16 protein-coding genes are annotated in these 13,985 nt (G+C 42.7%); 12 read left to right on the top strand and 4 right to left on the bottom strand.

Going from position 1 to position 13,985, the window contains the following annotated elements; all coding sequences use genetic code 11:
* Positions 1 to 114 precede the first annotated feature (114 nt).
* From GDK41_RS01545 to mgtE, 11 genes are all read left to right on the top strand, one after another.
* Complete coding sequence (locus GDK41_RS01545; protein ID WP_152084757.1) at positions 115 to 1,071, top strand: calcium/sodium antiporter; 957 nt, start codon at positions 115 to 117, stop codon at positions 1,069 to 1,071.
* A 10-nt stretch (positions 1,072 to 1,081) separates the two neighbouring features.
* Positions 1,082 to 2,053: a KpsF/GutQ family sugar-phosphate isomerase gene (locus tag GDK41_RS01540; protein ID WP_152084756.1), complete on the top strand. Its 972-nt coding sequence runs from the start codon at positions 1,082 to 1,084 to the stop codon at positions 2,051 to 2,053.
* 100 nt (positions 2,054 to 2,153) lie between these two features.
* Positions 2,154 to 2,708 carry an LPS export ABC transporter periplasmic protein LptC gene (gene lptC / locus GDK41_RS01535; RefSeq protein ID WP_152084755.1) on the top strand — a complete coding sequence of 185 codons (555 nt, stop codon included), beginning with the start codon at positions 2,154 to 2,156 and terminating at the stop codon, positions 2,706 to 2,708.
* Positions 2,698 to 3,225, top strand: a complete 528-nt coding sequence (gene lptA / locus GDK41_RS01530) for a lipopolysaccharide transport periplasmic protein LptA (RefSeq protein WP_152084754.1) — start codon at positions 2,698 to 2,700, stop codon at positions 3,223 to 3,225. The genes lptC and lptA overlap by 11 nt, the downstream gene beginning before the upstream one ends.
* Before the next feature lie 2 nt (positions 3,226 to 3,227).
* Positions 3,228 to 3,953: an LPS export ABC transporter ATP-binding protein gene (gene lptB / locus GDK41_RS01525; protein ID WP_152084753.1), complete on the top strand. Its 726-nt coding sequence runs from the start codon at positions 3,228 to 3,230 to the stop codon at positions 3,951 to 3,953.
* Positions 3,954 to 4,009: 56 nt separating this feature from the next.
* On the top strand, positions 4,010 to 5,518 hold the full coding sequence (locus GDK41_RS01520; RefSeq protein ID WP_152084752.1) for an RNA polymerase factor sigma-54: 1,509 nt from the start codon (positions 4,010 to 4,012) through the stop codon (positions 5,516 to 5,518).
* Between the two features lie 27 nt (positions 5,519 to 5,545).
* A complete protein-coding gene (gene hpf, locus GDK41_RS01515) occupies positions 5,546 to 5,833 on the top strand; it encodes a ribosome hibernation promoting factor (RefSeq protein WP_152084751.1) in 288 nt (95 codons plus the stop codon).
* Between the two features lie 2 nt (positions 5,834 to 5,835).
* Entirely contained in the window at positions 5,836 to 6,288 is a 453-nt protein-coding gene (gene ptsN / locus GDK41_RS01510; RefSeq protein ID WP_152084750.1) for a PTS IIA-like nitrogen regulatory protein PtsN, read from the top strand.
* Between the two features lie 18 nt (positions 6,289 to 6,306).
* Positions 6,307 to 7,152: an RNase adapter RapZ gene (gene rapZ, locus GDK41_RS01505; RefSeq protein WP_152084749.1), complete on the top strand. Its 846-nt coding sequence runs from the start codon at positions 6,307 to 6,309 to the stop codon at positions 7,150 to 7,152.
* Positions 7,153 to 7,155: 3 nt separating this feature from the next.
* Positions 7,156 to 7,428, top strand: coding sequence for an HPr family phosphocarrier protein (locus tag GDK41_RS01500; RefSeq protein WP_152084748.1), 273 nt, complete (start codon positions 7,156 to 7,158; stop codon positions 7,426 to 7,428).
* Between the two features lie 175 nt (positions 7,429 to 7,603).
* Positions 7,604 to 8,962, top strand: coding sequence for a magnesium transporter (mgtE, locus tag GDK41_RS01495; RefSeq protein WP_152084747.1), 1,359 nt, complete (start codon positions 7,604 to 7,606; stop codon positions 8,960 to 8,962).
* 31 nt (positions 8,963 to 8,993) lie between these two features.
* On the opposite strand, the gene pmbA is transcribed toward mgtE, so the two are convergent.
* Positions 8,994 to 10,343: a metalloprotease PmbA gene (pmbA, locus tag GDK41_RS01490; protein WP_152084746.1), complete on the bottom strand. Its 1,350-nt coding sequence runs from the start codon at positions 10,341 to 10,343 to the stop codon at positions 8,994 to 8,996.
* A 130-nt stretch (positions 10,344 to 10,473) separates the two neighbouring features.
* Between pmbA and yjgA the strand changes: the two genes are divergently transcribed.
* Positions 10,474 to 10,995, top strand: coding sequence for a ribosome biogenesis factor YjgA (yjgA, locus tag GDK41_RS01485; RefSeq protein WP_152084745.1), 522 nt, complete (start codon positions 10,474 to 10,476; stop codon positions 10,993 to 10,995).
* 53 nt (positions 10,996 to 11,048) lie between these two features.
* Here yjgA and GDK41_RS01480 read toward each other — a convergent pair whose 3' ends face one another.
* The 3 genes from GDK41_RS01480 to GDK41_RS01470 form a co-directional block, all read right to left on the bottom strand.
* Complete coding sequence (locus GDK41_RS01480; protein WP_152084744.1) at positions 11,049 to 11,468, bottom strand: BLUF domain-containing protein; 420 nt, start codon at positions 11,466 to 11,468, stop codon at positions 11,049 to 11,051.
* Positions 11,469 to 11,709: 241 nt separating this feature from the next.
* Positions 11,710 to 13,149 (bottom strand): metalloprotease TldD, encoded by a 1,440-nt coding sequence (gene tldD, locus GDK41_RS01475; RefSeq protein WP_152084743.1) that lies wholly within the window; start codon positions 13,147 to 13,149, stop codon positions 11,710 to 11,712.
* A complete protein-coding gene (locus GDK41_RS01470) occupies positions 13,142 to 13,966 on the bottom strand; it encodes a carbon-nitrogen hydrolase family protein (protein ID WP_152084742.1) in 825 nt (274 codons plus the stop codon). Before GDK41_RS01470 ends, tldD begins: the two co-directional genes overlap by 8 nt.
* Between the last annotated feature and the right edge of the window lie 19 nt (positions 13,967 to 13,985).

The raw sequence follows: 13,985 nt of genomic DNA, 5'->3' as shown, positions 1-13,985 counted from the left end.
GAGTGCTTGAACAACGCGCTACATAATAACTAAAACACCTCTTTTGCTTATACTTTTGAGTATGCATTTGATACTATTTGCGTCATTGTAACTTTAACAATGGCCTCGCTTTTTATGCTTTTATCTTTTGTTGTTCTTGTTCTAGGGTTCGCTGCCCTAGTCTGGAGTGCAGATCGATTCGTTTTTGGTGCTGCAGCACTGGCTCGTAACTTTGGAGTACCAACCCTCATTGTTGGTTTAACTATCGTAGCAATGGGCTCATCTGCACCAGAAATGATGGTTGCAGCCCAAGCCGCACTGGCAGATAAAACAGATACAGCAGTAGGTAATGCCGTTGGTTCAAATATAGCTAATATCTTATTAGTACTCGGAATTACCGCATTGTTAAGACCGCTATCGGTCAGTTCAGGCATTTTAAAAAGGGAAATGCCGTTACTGATAATGGTTTCTTTAGCTGCTTGGTTTATCGTTAGTGACAATCACTTTAGCTTACTCGAAGGTGCCGCTTTGTTAGCAGGATTTATTTGCTTTTTGCTAATATTAATCGTCATTACTAAAAAAGGTGGAGCCGATGCAGACCCCTTGATTAGTGAAGCCTGTGATGAAGTGCCTGACAACATTCCCACCAGCAAAGCTTTATTTTGGCTCATTGTGGGGATGATTGTATTGCCTGTAAGCTCTAGCTATTTAATTGATGCAGCCGTAGATATTGCCAAGTACTTTGGTATGAGTGATTTATTAATTGGTCTAACGATCATTGCCATTGGTACCAGTTTACCTGAACTCGCGGCCTGTATTGCTGGGGTACTTAAACAAGAAGATGATCTTGCGCTTGGTAACATAATTGGCTCTAATATCTTCAATATACTAGCCGTTTTATCGATTGCAGGGATAATCAACCCTTCTGATATAGACATTGATATTGCAGGACGAGATATCTATATCATGCTGGGCGCTACATTTGCTTTGGTTTTGATGAGTTTGAGCTTTACTGGCAGTCGCCGTATTAACCGCATTGAAGGTGGCCTTTTACTCACGGCATTTATTGGCTATATGTTCTACATTATCTAGGGTTTTCATCATGTTATCAAAGCAGTTTACTGATACCGCACTACGAGTCATAGCGATTGAACAACAGGCCATCGCGGAAATAGGCCAGCATATAGATCAATACTTTGCTCAGGCATGCCAAGCAATCTATGACTGTCAGGGAAGAACGATAGTGGTGGGTATGGGTAAATCTGGCCATATCGGTAATAAAATTGCAGCCACTTTTGCAAGTACGGGCACGCCCGCATTTTTTGTTCACCCAGGCGAAGCAAGCCATGGTGATCTTGGTATGATCACAAAACATGATGTTGTATTACTCATTTCAAACTCTGGCGAGACCAGTGAAGTACTCAATATTATCCCAGTGATAAAACGCATTGGGGCAAAAACCATCGCCATGACTGGTAACCCTCAATCTTCGATGGCTAAACTATCTGACATCCATTTATGTGTGGCTGTGTCGCAAGAAGCTTGCCCTCTTGGACTAGCCCCTACAGCCAGCACCACCGCAACACTCGTGATGGGAGATGCCTTGGCTGTTGCATTGCTAGAAGCCAAAGGGTTTACTGCTGATGATTTCGCTTTGTCTCACCCAGGAGGCGCACTTGGCAAACGCTTACTGTTAACTTTAAGTGAAATTATGCATAAAGCAGATCAGGTACCTGTGGTTTCACATCTAAGTACTATCAAAGATGCATTATTTGAAATGTCTGCAAAGGGCCTTGGAATGACTACTGTGGTAGATGAACAAGAAAGGCTTGTTGGCATTTTCACTGACGGTGATTTACGGCGCATTATCGAACAACGAATTGATTTACACACAACACCCATCCATAAAGCGATGACCATTAATTGTACAACTGCGCGTGAGGATATGTTAGCCGCAGAAGCACTCAATATAATGGAAACGAAACGAATCAATGGTTTAGTTGTCATAGATGACAACAAGCGCCCTATTGGCGCGCTCAATACTCAAGATTTATTGCGGGCGGGAGTATTATAAATGACGACAGCGGTAGCGGCTGAAACTGAAGATTACCTTGGTTCATTGTTGATTCATTTTATCACCTCTACTGTAGTATGCAGCACAGGAGAGCTGATATATGAGTAGCAACCGTGTTGCCCTGTTTGTCGTCTTTATCGCTGCAATGCTCTGGCTTTGGTACCCTTACTTGACACAAACAACCCCCAAAGTACGCAATCAAAGTGATGTTATCGCCAAACCAGATTATATTGCAACACAACTAGAGCAAACCTCATATAATGAAGCAGGAATTCGTAGTTATACTGTAACCGCTGATAAAATGGAGCTTTATCAAGAGCTTGGCTTTAGCCATTTTACGATGCCAGTATTTACACTATATAACGGACCACAGAACTGGCTGATTTCATCTACCGAGGCCACACTGTATGAAAATAATACATTAATGTTAGAAGGCAACGTAGAAGCTAAAAATTTAACTTCCGGTGCAATGATAACGCTAATAAAAGCGGACAACATTCGTGTTGAAATAGACGAACGGCTGATGCAATCAGAGCGGCCAGTTGAGATCACCGGCCCAAGTTTAAAAATTACCGGTAAAGGCCTCAATGCTGATTTGAATACTGATATCATTGAACTAATAAACCACACTCGAACCATTTATTATGACCAATAAACTATTTATCACTGCCATACTTTTAGGAACAATACTCTGCCAGCCAAGTTTTGCTCAACAAACGACCATGGCGAATGAAGTTTCTATCAAAGCAGGCAAGCAACAAGCTCAGCTTAAAACGAATATTGGCATTTTTGAGCAAAATGTTGAAATTATTCACGGTAACCGAACAATCAATGCAGATAGGCTCGAGGTACACCGCCGCGAAGAACTCGGCGACAACAAGCAGTTACTCGTTGCTACAGGCTCACCTGCGCGCTTTAGCGAAAAACAACCAGATGGAACGACTTTGTCAGCCAGCGCTATGGAAATACGCTACGATGTTGCCAACCGCACCTTAGAAATAAAAGGGAATGCAACCATCAACCAAGCAGGACAGATTATTCAAGCACAAGCAATCACCTACGACATGGATAAGCAACTGATTAGCGCCGAGCGTGGTGAACAAGATAGTGCTCGCGTACACACTATATTGGTCCCTGAAAAAAAAGCCAAACAAGCTGGCCAAGGTAACTAACTATGAGTGTATTAACTGCAACCGCATTGGCGAAAAGCTATAAAGGACGACAAGTTGTTAAAAATGTCAGCCTAAGCGTTGAAGCTGGCAGTATCGTTGGCCTACTTGGCCCCAATGGCGCAGGGAAAACGACTAGTTTTTATATGATAGTGGGGCTGGTTCCTAGCGATCATGGCTCTGTGTGTATTAACGACCACGACATCACTTTACTGCCGATGCATAACCGTGCTCGATTAGGTATTGGCTATTTACCACAAGAATCATCCATTTTTAGAAAACTGACAGTTTATCAAAATTTAATGGCGATACTGGAGACTCGTAATTCTCTCAATAAAGTAGCTCGTGAACAGGTTTTAAATGAACTGCTCGATGAATTTAATATTCAACATATCAGAGACAGCTTAGGTATGGCATTATCAGGTGGTGAACGTCGCAGGGTAGAAATTGCTCGCGCTTTAGCCGCAAATCCAAAATTTATCCTGTTAGATGAGCCTTTTGCTGGTGTTGATCCTATTTCAGTGTTAGATATAAAGAAAATTATTGAGCATTTAAAAAATAGAGGCATAGGCGTACTTATTACCGACCACAATGTTCGAGAAACCCTTGATGTATGTGAAAAAGCTTACATTGTATCACACGGAGAACTCATCGCTTCTGGTACCCCTGAACATGTTTTAGCGGATCAAACGGTCAGAGATGTCTACCTTGGTGAGCAATTCAAGCTATAGTTAATGTACGCTTAGTCACACTAATAACAAAGAACAAGAAGGATTGTTAAAGGTACATGAGGCAATCATTACAGCTGCGCATGGGGCAGCAACTTACCATGACACCGCAACTACAGCAGGCTATTCGCCTACTGCAGTTGAGCACGCTGGATTTACAGCAAGAAATTCAAGAAGCGCTGGATAGCAACCCGCTTCTTGAAGTCGATGAGTCGGACTCTGATCCAGAGACCCATAGCAGTGACCAAGAAAAAAATGGTAAAGATGACAGTCGTGATGATACACAAACGGACAATCAAGAGGTTGAGGCCATCAGTGACTATGAAATGGACTCTGATTCAGCGCTAACCAAAGAAACACTCAGTGATGAGCTTGCCATGGATGTCACGTGGGATGAGTATATGAGTGCCGCCCCTGCTGCAAGCAGCGGCCCAATGCCCGAAGACGAAACCATATATCAAGGTGAAACAACTGAAACACTCCATGAATATTTAATGTGGCAACTAGAGCTAACCCCATTTAGTCCCACTGATCGGGGTATTGCTGTAGCGATAGTTGAAGCAATTGATGATAACGGTACGCTGACTCTCAGTACTGAAGACATTCTAGAGAGCTTAAATGATGGCAACAGTGGTGAGCCGATTGAGCTTGATGAAGTAGAGGCTGTACTGAAACGGATCCAGCTATTTGACCCAATTGGAATAGGTGCTCGCACACTACAAGAGTGTTTATGCATACAACTCAATCAATTTGACCCAAATACCCCTTGGTTAAATGAAACCAAAATGATTCTCAATGAGCACATCGACTTATTGGCTAGTCGTGACTACCGAACCTTGATGAAAAAAACAAAGCTCAAAGAGAATGATTTGAAAGAGGTCATGACTTTAATTCATACACTCAACCCAAAGCCCGCTTCTAGTATTATTCGAGAAGAATCAGAGTATGTTATTCCTGACGTTTCTGTTAAAAAAGTAAAGGGCCGTTGGGTTGTGGAGCTCAACCCTGACTGTATGCCAAAAATCCGTGTTAACGACCATTACGCAGCCATGTCTCGTTCGGTTAAATCCAGCACTGATAGTCAGTTTATTCGCTCACACTTACAAGAAGCAAAATGGTTCATTAAAAGTTTAGAAAGCAGAAATGAAACATTAATGAAAGTTACTAATTGCATTGTTCAACAACAACAGGCATTCTTTGAACATGGCCCAGAAGCAATGCGACCTATGGTGTTAAACGATGTGGCTGAAATGGTTGAAATGCACGAGTCCACTATCTCTCGTGTTACCACACAAAAATACATGCACACACCCAGGGGCATTTTTGAGTTGAAATATTTCTTCTCAAGCCATGTTAGTACAGAAAACGGAGGTGAGTGCTCTTCAACAGCGATTCGAGCACTTATCAAGAAGCTAATTGCCGCAGAAAATACAGCTAAACCATTAAGCGATAGTAAGATTGCGGATATATTAGCGGAGCAAGGAATTAAGGTGGCCCGACGTACCATAGCAAAATATCGGGAGTCGTTAGCCATTCCACCGTCCAATCAGCGCAAAAGCCTGATTTAGACGTATTACCAAAGAAGGAAAATGCTTATGCAACTAAATTTAACTGGTCGTCACGTAGAAATCACCGATTCATTAAGAGACTATGTAAACAACAAGTTTGCGAAGCTAGAAAGGCACTTTGATCATATTAACAATGTGCATGTAATCTTAGATGTTGAAAAGCTTGTACAAAAAGCTGAGGCTACTTTGCACGTTAATGGTGGAGAACTCTTTGCTTCAACCGAACATCAAGACATGTACGCTGCAATCGACGGTTTAATAGATAAATTGGACCGTCAAGTTATTAAGCACAAAGAGAAGCTTATTCGACACTAATCATGAAATTAAGCTCTATAGTAAACAAGGACTGCACCAAAGCTGCAGTCCTTTTTAATAGCAAAAAACGTGTTCTCGAATACATCAGCGAGCTGGCGCACGAGCAACTTCCTCACTTGAACCCCCATGATATTCTTAATGCTTTAATGAGCAGAGAAAAGCTGGGCAGTACAGGTATAGGTAAAGGTATTGCGATTCCACATGGCCGGATTGATGGCATAGAGCAGGTCACTGCAATGTTACTGGTTAACCAACAAGGCATTCCCTTTGATGCTATTGATAATAGACCAGTGGATATCTTCCTCGCACTCATCGTGCCAGATGGCGATAATGAGCAGCATTTGAAGACCTTAGCCGCGATTGCTGAGAAATTAAATAACAAAGAGTTTTGTAAGCAGTTAAGGAACGCTGGTAATGATGAGGAACTTTATGCCATTATAGCCTCTGCAGATTAGGTGACCAGGAGAAGCATAGTGGAATTAATCATCATTAGCGGTCGCTCTGGTTCAGGTAAATCAGTAGCGTTGCGCGTATTAGAAGACTTAGGCTATTATTGTGTCGATAATATCCCAGTCAATCTATTACCCTCTTTAGTGCGCAGCGTATCGGATAACTACGACAAAATCGCTGTTAGTATCGATGTACGTAACCTACCAAAAGAGCAGCAAGATTTTAATGATATTTTAGAGTACCTCCCTGGGTTTGCTAACCCAATGCTATTCTATCTAGATAGTGACGATAACACGCTCATTCGACGCTTCTCTGAAACACGGCGCTTACACCCACTATCCATGCATGATCTTCCATTGGACTTAGCCATACGCGAAGAAAAAAAGCTACTTGACGTACTGACAACCCGTGCAGATGTGTTAATTGATACCAGTGAACTCAGCGTACACCAACTTGCAGAGACCATACGTGAGCGCATTTTAGGTAAAAAAGACAAACAACTTATTGTCACTTTTCAATCTTTCGGCTTTAAACATGGCATCCCAAAAGAGGCAGACTACGTGTTTGACGCACGTTTTTTACCAAACCCACACTGGGAACCAGAACTTAAGCCATTAACGGGACTCGATCAGCCTGTTAAAGACTATTTGGCGAGCCACAGCATTGTGCAAAAATTCACCTGGCAAATTCAAACCTTTGTGCAAACTTGGTTGCCTCATCTAGAGCGTAATAATCGCAGTTACTTAACCATTGCTATTGGCTGCACTGGCGGTCAACACCGCTCTGTTTACTTAGCGCAAACAATCGGCGAGAGTTTTGCTCGTACCCATTCCAACATTAAGATCCGCCACAGAGAACAAGATACGTAACCTATGCGTTGTGAAGATACTTTTTTAATTCAAAATAAATGCGGCTTGCATGCGCGTGCTGCCTCTGTATTAGCGCAGTTGGCTGTTAAATTTGATGCGCAAATCACTCTGTATCAAGATGAAAAATCTGCCGCAGGGAATAGCGTTTTGGCTTTACTCCTACTTGAAAGTAGTCAGGGTAAAGAAGTTAAAGTGGTTTGTGATGGCCCTGATGCGCAAGGTGCACTGCAAGCTGTTGGAGAGTTAATCGCACAAAAGTTTTATGAACAAGAATAAGTTAGCTTACCCTTATAAATAATTAAAATTCTCCTAGGGCTTGGTAAGCTGTCAAAATTTACGTTAAACTCTAAAACGTGAAGTGTGCCTAACTTTTCAAATCATATCTTGGCTGGCTCTTCAGCTATTCCTTTAGGCACTGACATTATAAAAACGATTATATTGAAGGAAGCCTATGCCAGAAGCCCTTGAACAAGACTATACACTGCAACAACTGCAACAAGTAACGCAGGCTTTAAATAGTGGGCAGTTTGTTCAAGTCAGGCGCATTCTAGCTGAAACCGCTCCTTGTGATACAGCTTTACTTTTAGAGTCGTCTCCACACAAAGTTCGCCGTCAGCTATGGCAACTCGTTGATCCCGATATTCAGGGTGATGTTCTCGAAGAACTCTCTGAAGATGTACGTCTGAGCATTATTGTTCAGATGGAACCTGAGCTAATCGCTGCAGCCACCGAAGACATGGACGACGATGACCTTGGTGAAGTATTACGTAGCTTGCCTGAAACCGTCTATCAAGACGTTGTTGGCGCTATGGATTCACAGGATCGTGAGCGTGCAACGCAAGCCTTATCCTATCAAGAGCGTTCTGCTGGCGCTCTAATGAATACCGACACGGTCACTATACGACCTGATGTATCTTTGGATGTTGTATTACGCTATTTACGCCTCAGAGGAGCATTACCAGATGGAACCGATGACCTTTATGTCGTAGATAAAGACAATTGCTTCATAGGCGCCCTATCACTGAACAGTTTACTGACCAACTCACCCGATAAGCTTGTCAGTGAATTAATGGATACCGATAAAGAGTCAATTCCCATCACCATGGATGAAACAGAAGTGGCGCAGCTTTTCGAACGTCATAACTGGATTTCAGCTGCGGTGGTTGATGATAATGCTCACTTGCTTGGTCGTATAACCATTGACGATATAGTTGATGTTATTCGCGAAGATGCCGAGCATAGTTTAATGAGCATGGCGGGTCTTGATGACGAGGAAGATACCTTTGCTCCCGTATTCAAAAGCTCTAAAAAGCGCTCTATTTGGCTTGGGATAAACTTATTAACTGCTTTGTTAGCTGCTTTTGTGGCAAGCTTTTTTGAAAGCACCCTTGATATTTTACCGTTTCTCGCGGTATTAAATGGCATAGTGCCCAGTATGGGTGGTGTGGCTGGCAGCCAAACATTAACGCTAGTGATCCGTGGTATTGCACTAGGTCATATTAATCAAACTAACCAACGTTTTATCCTTGGTAAAGAGCTGGCTATCGGCGCACTAAATGGCATTTTGTGGTCAATTTTAATCGCGGGGGTTGTCGCCTTATGGCAATGGGACTTTGTACTTGGTGCCGTTATCGCGTTTGCAATGTTCATGAACTTACTCGCAGCAGGTATTGCTGGAGCCAGTATCCCAATTATTTTAAAGCGTATGAACATTGACCCAGCCCTTGCAGGCAGCGTGGTACTCACCACCGTCACTGATATTGTTGGGATATTCGCTTTTCTTGGTACCGCAACTTGGTTCTTGGTTTAAATGTAAAAAAGGAGCGATTGCTCCTTTTAAACTAAGCTCCTGCTACTTGCATAGATTCTATGAGTACCGATCCTGTTTGCACACTCCCTCTGTACTCTATATCACCACCAATCCCTTGAATATTTTGAAACATATCTTTCAAATTACCTGCGATTGTAATTTCACTAACAGGATATTGAATTTGTCCATTTTCAACCCAAAAACCACCAGCACCGCGTGAATAATCCCCCGTTACCGTGCTCACTCCTTGGCCCATTAGTTCCGTAACCAACAGTCCTGTTCCCATTTCATTTAAGAGCTCAGATAAATCATCATGTGTTTGTTGTACAAGCCAATTGTGGATCCCACCTGCATGTCCAGTTGCACTCATACCAAGCCTGCGAGCAGCATAACTGGCCAATAAATACGTACGCAATTCGCCACCGTGAATAATATCTCGGTCGACCGTTTTTACACCTTCACTATCGAATGGACTTGAGGCGAGCCCTTTGAGTAAATGGGGGCGCTCAACCACGTTGACACACGAGTTAAAAACTTGTTTGCCTAGGTGATCCAGTAAAAAGCTAGACTTGCGATATAAAGCCCCACCACCAATGGCCGAGACTAAGTGACCAAATAAGCTATTTGCAATATCGGCACGAAATACAACGGGCGTTTTCATCGTTGAAAGCTTTTGGCTGTTCAACCGCGCTAAAGTTGCTTCTGCAGCTTCTAAACCAATCTCTCTGGCTGCTTTTAGACCTTTTTTCTCTCGAGAAATTGTGTAAGCTGAATCACGTTGCATTTGCTCACCGTCTTTACCTATCACAACCGTGCTTAATGTGTGGCGGGTACGAGGAAAGCCCGCTATAAGCCCGTGACTATTACCATATACTCTCAAGCCTTGATGGCTCGAAAAGCTTGCACCATCGGAGTTTACAATACGCTTATCTGAATCTAACGCTGCTTTCTCTGCTTCTAAACACAATGCGATGCCTTCTTGCGGCGTAACTTCCCATGGGTGAAATAAGTCTAAATCGGGTGGAGACATTTCTAGTAGCTCTTTATCAGCCACGCCATTGCAAGGATCATCTGAGGTAAACTTTGCAATGTCTATCGCTTTCTCTACGACCGTTTTAATTGCCGCAGGGCTTAGGTCCGCAGTGGATGCGTTTCCCTTATGGTTGCCAACATAAACACTAATTCCTAAGCCCCCATCTTGGTTAAACTCAATCGTGTCAACTTCTCCCATGCGAGTACTGACAGATAAACCCGATGTGCTGGACATTGCCGCTTCAGCAGCCGTTGCTCCAAGCTTTTTTGCGTGACTTAACGCTTCTGAAACAGCTTGTTTAACATCGTCTATTTGATTATAAATTGGGTGTTGCTGAGATTGCACCATCGTTTCTATCTCTTGTAATTTAACGCTTATTTAATGCTAACACACATCTAAACGTTCGCCCCATTATGACAAAGCATTTATGCTATAAAATTGGTATACTGAGGTATAAATCGGTAAACCTGAATAGATCATGGCTAAGCAAAACAAACCTGACATCGAAGAAGAAATTATTTACGTCTCTAAAAGTGAACTCAAACGAGATGCACAGCAATATCAACAACTGGCACAAGACTTAGCAAGCATGCCCAAAAAGCAGCGCGACAAGCTACCTTTAACGGATGATTTACTGGAAGCTATGGTCGTTGCTGACAAGATCCGCCAAAAGTCAGAGGCCTACAGGCGTCATATAAACTACATAACCAAAACATTACGATTAACGGAAAATGTAGAAGATATTGAAGCTGCCATCGCAGTTATGCTCAATAAAAATAATCAAGCCGATGTGTTGCTTAACAAAGTGGAGTTGATCCGAAACGAGTTAATTGAACAAGGTGATAGCAAAATCAACGAGCTACTTGAACAATATCCGACACTCGAACGTCAAAAAATGCGTCAACTAGTTAGGCAAGCCAGTAAAGAGTTCAAAACTCAAAAGCCCGCTAAGGGCTATAAAGAGTTATTTCAATATATTAAAGAAGCAATCATGCCATAGGCATTGATATAAAATACCAGCTTTTAGGTTGGTATTTTATATCCCCACTAGAATTAAAGCGTTGGTACTGAATGTTTTAATTCTAGTAACATCATATACGCACTTGCTCCTGACATTGCATATGGATTAAATTCAGATGCCTCGGAGAACTTTAAGTTAATTGGGATAGAGATAGTAGAGCTCGGTATGTAACCCATAGTCCAATCTGAAAACTCCCTAGAATCTATTTCTCTATAATCTAGCATCACAATATTGTGATGCCTGTCATCATTCAAAATTCGTTTATACGTTTCATTAACGTCCGCTCTAGGACCTTCTAAACATTGTAAAAAGTAACTACAATTAAAGCACAATACGCCGGTTATATTGTGCTTAACATTATTGTGACGGGCTGTTTCCAGAATATCTTCTATTGTGTGTTGTGAAAAGTGCTCACCAATCGTGCTTGCATAAATTAACCTAGTTAAAAACATATCCATTACTCTTAAATTTGGCTAAGTAGAAATTAAAGAGTAATTCAAAAGTACCAAATTACGAGTAATTATCACTAAATAGAGGTTTCTCTCTTGTGGCTATGACTCAACCTAAATCATCGGCACTGCGGGAATAAAAGCATTCACCGTGTACAAACCACATAAGTCACATTTGTAGTCACTGCTGAGCTAGGCTAGCCTGATCACATTCTGGCCTAACTCAAGGGTAACGATCTCAATCTCAAGATGTTCCCCCAACCGTGATTTCATCAATTTTTAAACTAGGCTGACCCACTCCAACAGGGACACTTTGACCATCTTTACCGCAAACGCCAACACCTCTGTCTAATTCTAAGTCGTTACCCACCATAGATATTTTATTCATCACATCTGGTCCATTACCAATCAACGTTGCCCCTTTGATAGGTTGGGTAATTTTACCATTTTCAATGAGGTAAGCCTCTGATGCTGAAAATACAAATTTGCCCGATGTGATATCTACTTGCCCCCCACCAAAGTTTGGAGCGTATATACCTTTTTTAACACTGGTAATAATATCTGCTTTACTATCACTGCCTGGCAACATATACGTATTTGTCATCCTTGGCATTGGCAGGTGAGCGTAAGATTCACGACGCCCATTCCCTGTCGGCTGTACTCCCATCAGACGGGCATTTAACTTATCTTGCATATAACCTTTTAAGATGCCATTTTCGATTAATACATTGCGCTTTGCCGGGGTACCTTCATCGTCTATATTCAGTGAGCCGCGACGATTTAGCATCGTGCCATCATCGACAACAGTACAAAGGCTAGACGCAACCTTTTCACCCACTTTTCCACTGAATGCTGACGCACCTTTGCGGTTAAAGTCTCCTTCCAAACCGTGCCCCACAGCTTCATGTAGTAACACACCAGGCCACCCTGCCCCCAACACAACGGGCATCGTCCCCGCGGGAGCATCTACCGCCTGCAAATTTACTTTAGCTTGGCGAACGGCTTCTTGTGCATATTCAAGCCAACGTGGTTTGCCATTCACTAACTCCTTGAAGTAACCATAATCTAGGCGAGCCCCGCCACCCGCACTACCTCGCTCTCGGCGACCATTTTTCTCTAGCAGTACTGAACAGTTTAATCGAATCAAAGGCCTGATATCCGTCGCGAAAGTGCCATCGCTTGCTGCAATTAACACCTCTTCATAGACAGCGGCGATAGAACTAACAACTTGCTGGGCATCAGGAGCTAAATCTCGGATGGCGCTTTCTACTTCTCTTAGTAAAGCAACCTTGTCAGCATCGGTCATACTCTGGATAGGGTGTGCAGGGGCAAACTGAGTTGTAATTGCCGCCTCACTAAGCACTTGCACTTTTTTGCTTTCTCCAGCCTGAGCAATACTTCTTGCTGCCAACGCAGCTTTATTAAGTGCTTCTAAGTTAATCGCGTCAGAGTATGAGAACCCCGTTTTTTCACCAGCAACAGCCCTGACTCCCACACCACGCTCAATATTGTAGCTGCCCTCTTTTACTGAGCCATCCTCAAGTACCCAAGTTTCGTGATGGCTAGATTGAAAATACAAATCAGCATAATCAACTTTATGTTGATGAATATAGCTTAAAGTTTTCTCTAATTGCTCTCTATTGAGCTGGCTGTCTGTTAGTAAACGCTGTTCGACATTATTCATAAAACTCACTCTTAAATCTGTTGTGGACCTGTACTGGCATATCGGCTCGAAGCTTATGCAGTTGCGTTAAGTCTAGTTCTGCACTTATGCTCCCCAGCGCTTGTTGTGCATCAGCCATAATTTCACCCCATGGTGATAATATTAGGCTATGTCCATACGTTTTGCGGCCATTTTCATGTTCACCAAATTGCGCAGCCGCAACGATATAGCATTGATTTTCTATCGCTCGAGCCTGCAACAAAGGAGTCCAGTGCGCTTGCCCTGTCACGGTTGTAAAAGCGCTTGGTACTAAAAAAATTTCAGCGCCTAATTGACGCATCACTTGATATAGTCCTGCAAAGCGCAGATCATAACATACGCTCAGACCTATCCTGCCAAATGGACTATCAACAACCACAACATCGCTACCGGGCACCGTTGATTTGGACTCTCGATACCCTCCACTACCATCAGCAACATCGGCGTCAAACAAGTGGATTTTATTGTACCGAGCAACCACCTCTCCCTGTTCGTTCAGCAAAAAACTTGCTGCATAATATTTATCCAAACCATTGCTAACGGGCATCGTCCCTGCAGCAAGCCAAATATTATACTCTCGACATAGCTGCCCTAGCTTGGTCAACCAATACTCATAATGCTTTGATAACTCGAAAGATTGCCCTGCAGTTTTCATAAATGCCAACCATGTTTCTGGCAGGCAAACTAATGTAGGGAAATTAAACTCACATTGACTAAGCCAATGCTTCAATTGTAAGAAGTTGTCTTCAGGTTTCATAACCGAGCACATTTGTACTGCGATCACTCGCGAGGTTGGCATATAGCGACTCCAATATACT

Origin of the sequence: Pseudoalteromonas sp. A25, assembly GCF_009176705.1 — a bacterium.
Taxonomy (GTDB): Bacteria; Pseudomonadota; Gammaproteobacteria; order Enterobacterales; family Alteromonadaceae; genus Pseudoalteromonas.
The sequence above is the reverse complement of the archived record's forward strand: the minus strand, read 5'-3'. Positions and strand labels throughout refer to the sequence as shown.

Bases quoted from the DNA above. Each gene is read 5' to 3' on its own strand.
- hpf (WP_152084751.1), top strand. From the start codon at position 5,546: ATGCAACTAAATTTAACTGGTCGTCACGTAGAAATCACCGATTCATTA.
- GDK41_RS01540 (WP_152084756.1), top strand. From the start codon at position 1,082: ATGTTATCAAAGCAGTTTACTGATACCGCACTACGAGTCATAGCGATT.
- lptC (WP_152084755.1), top strand. From the start codon at position 2,154: ATGAGTAGCAACCGTGTTGCCCTGTTTGTCGTCTTTATCGCTGCAATG.
- mgtE (WP_152084747.1), top strand. From the start codon at position 7,604: ATGCCAGAAGCCCTTGAACAAGACTATACACTGCAACAACTGCAACAA.
- pmbA (WP_152084746.1), bottom strand. From the start codon at position 10,343: ATGGTGCAATCTCAGCAACACCCAATTTATAATCAAATAGACGATGTT.
- tldD (WP_152084743.1), bottom strand. From the start codon at position 13,149: ATGAATAATGTCGAACAGCGTTTACTAACAGACAGCCAGCTCAATAGA.
- GDK41_RS01470 (WP_152084742.1), bottom strand. From the start codon at position 13,966: ATGCCAACCTCGCGAGTGATCGCAGTACAAATGTGCTCGGTTATGAAA.
- GDK41_RS01480 (WP_152084744.1), bottom strand. From the start codon at position 11,468: ATGTTTTTAACTAGGTTAATTTATGCAAGCACGATTGGTGAGCACTTT.
- yjgA (WP_152084745.1), top strand. From the start codon at position 10,474: ATGGCTAAGCAAAACAAACCTGACATCGAAGAAGAAATTATTTACGTC.
- lptB (WP_152084753.1), top strand. From the start codon at position 3,228: ATGAGTGTATTAACTGCAACCGCATTGGCGAAAAGCTATAAAGGACGA.
- GDK41_RS01545 (WP_152084757.1), top strand. From the start codon at position 115: ATGCTTTTATCTTTTGTTGTTCTTGTTCTAGGGTTCGCTGCCCTAGTC.
- GDK41_RS01500 (WP_152084748.1), top strand. From the start codon at position 7,156: ATGCGTTGTGAAGATACTTTTTTAATTCAAAATAAATGCGGCTTGCAT.
- GDK41_RS01520 (WP_152084752.1), top strand. From the start codon at position 4,010: ATGAGGCAATCATTACAGCTGCGCATGGGGCAGCAACTTACCATGACA.
- ptsN (WP_152084750.1), top strand. From the start codon at position 5,836: ATGAAATTAAGCTCTATAGTAAACAAGGACTGCACCAAAGCTGCAGTC.
- lptA (WP_152084754.1), top strand. From the start codon at position 2,698: ATGACCAATAAACTATTTATCACTGCCATACTTTTAGGAACAATACTC.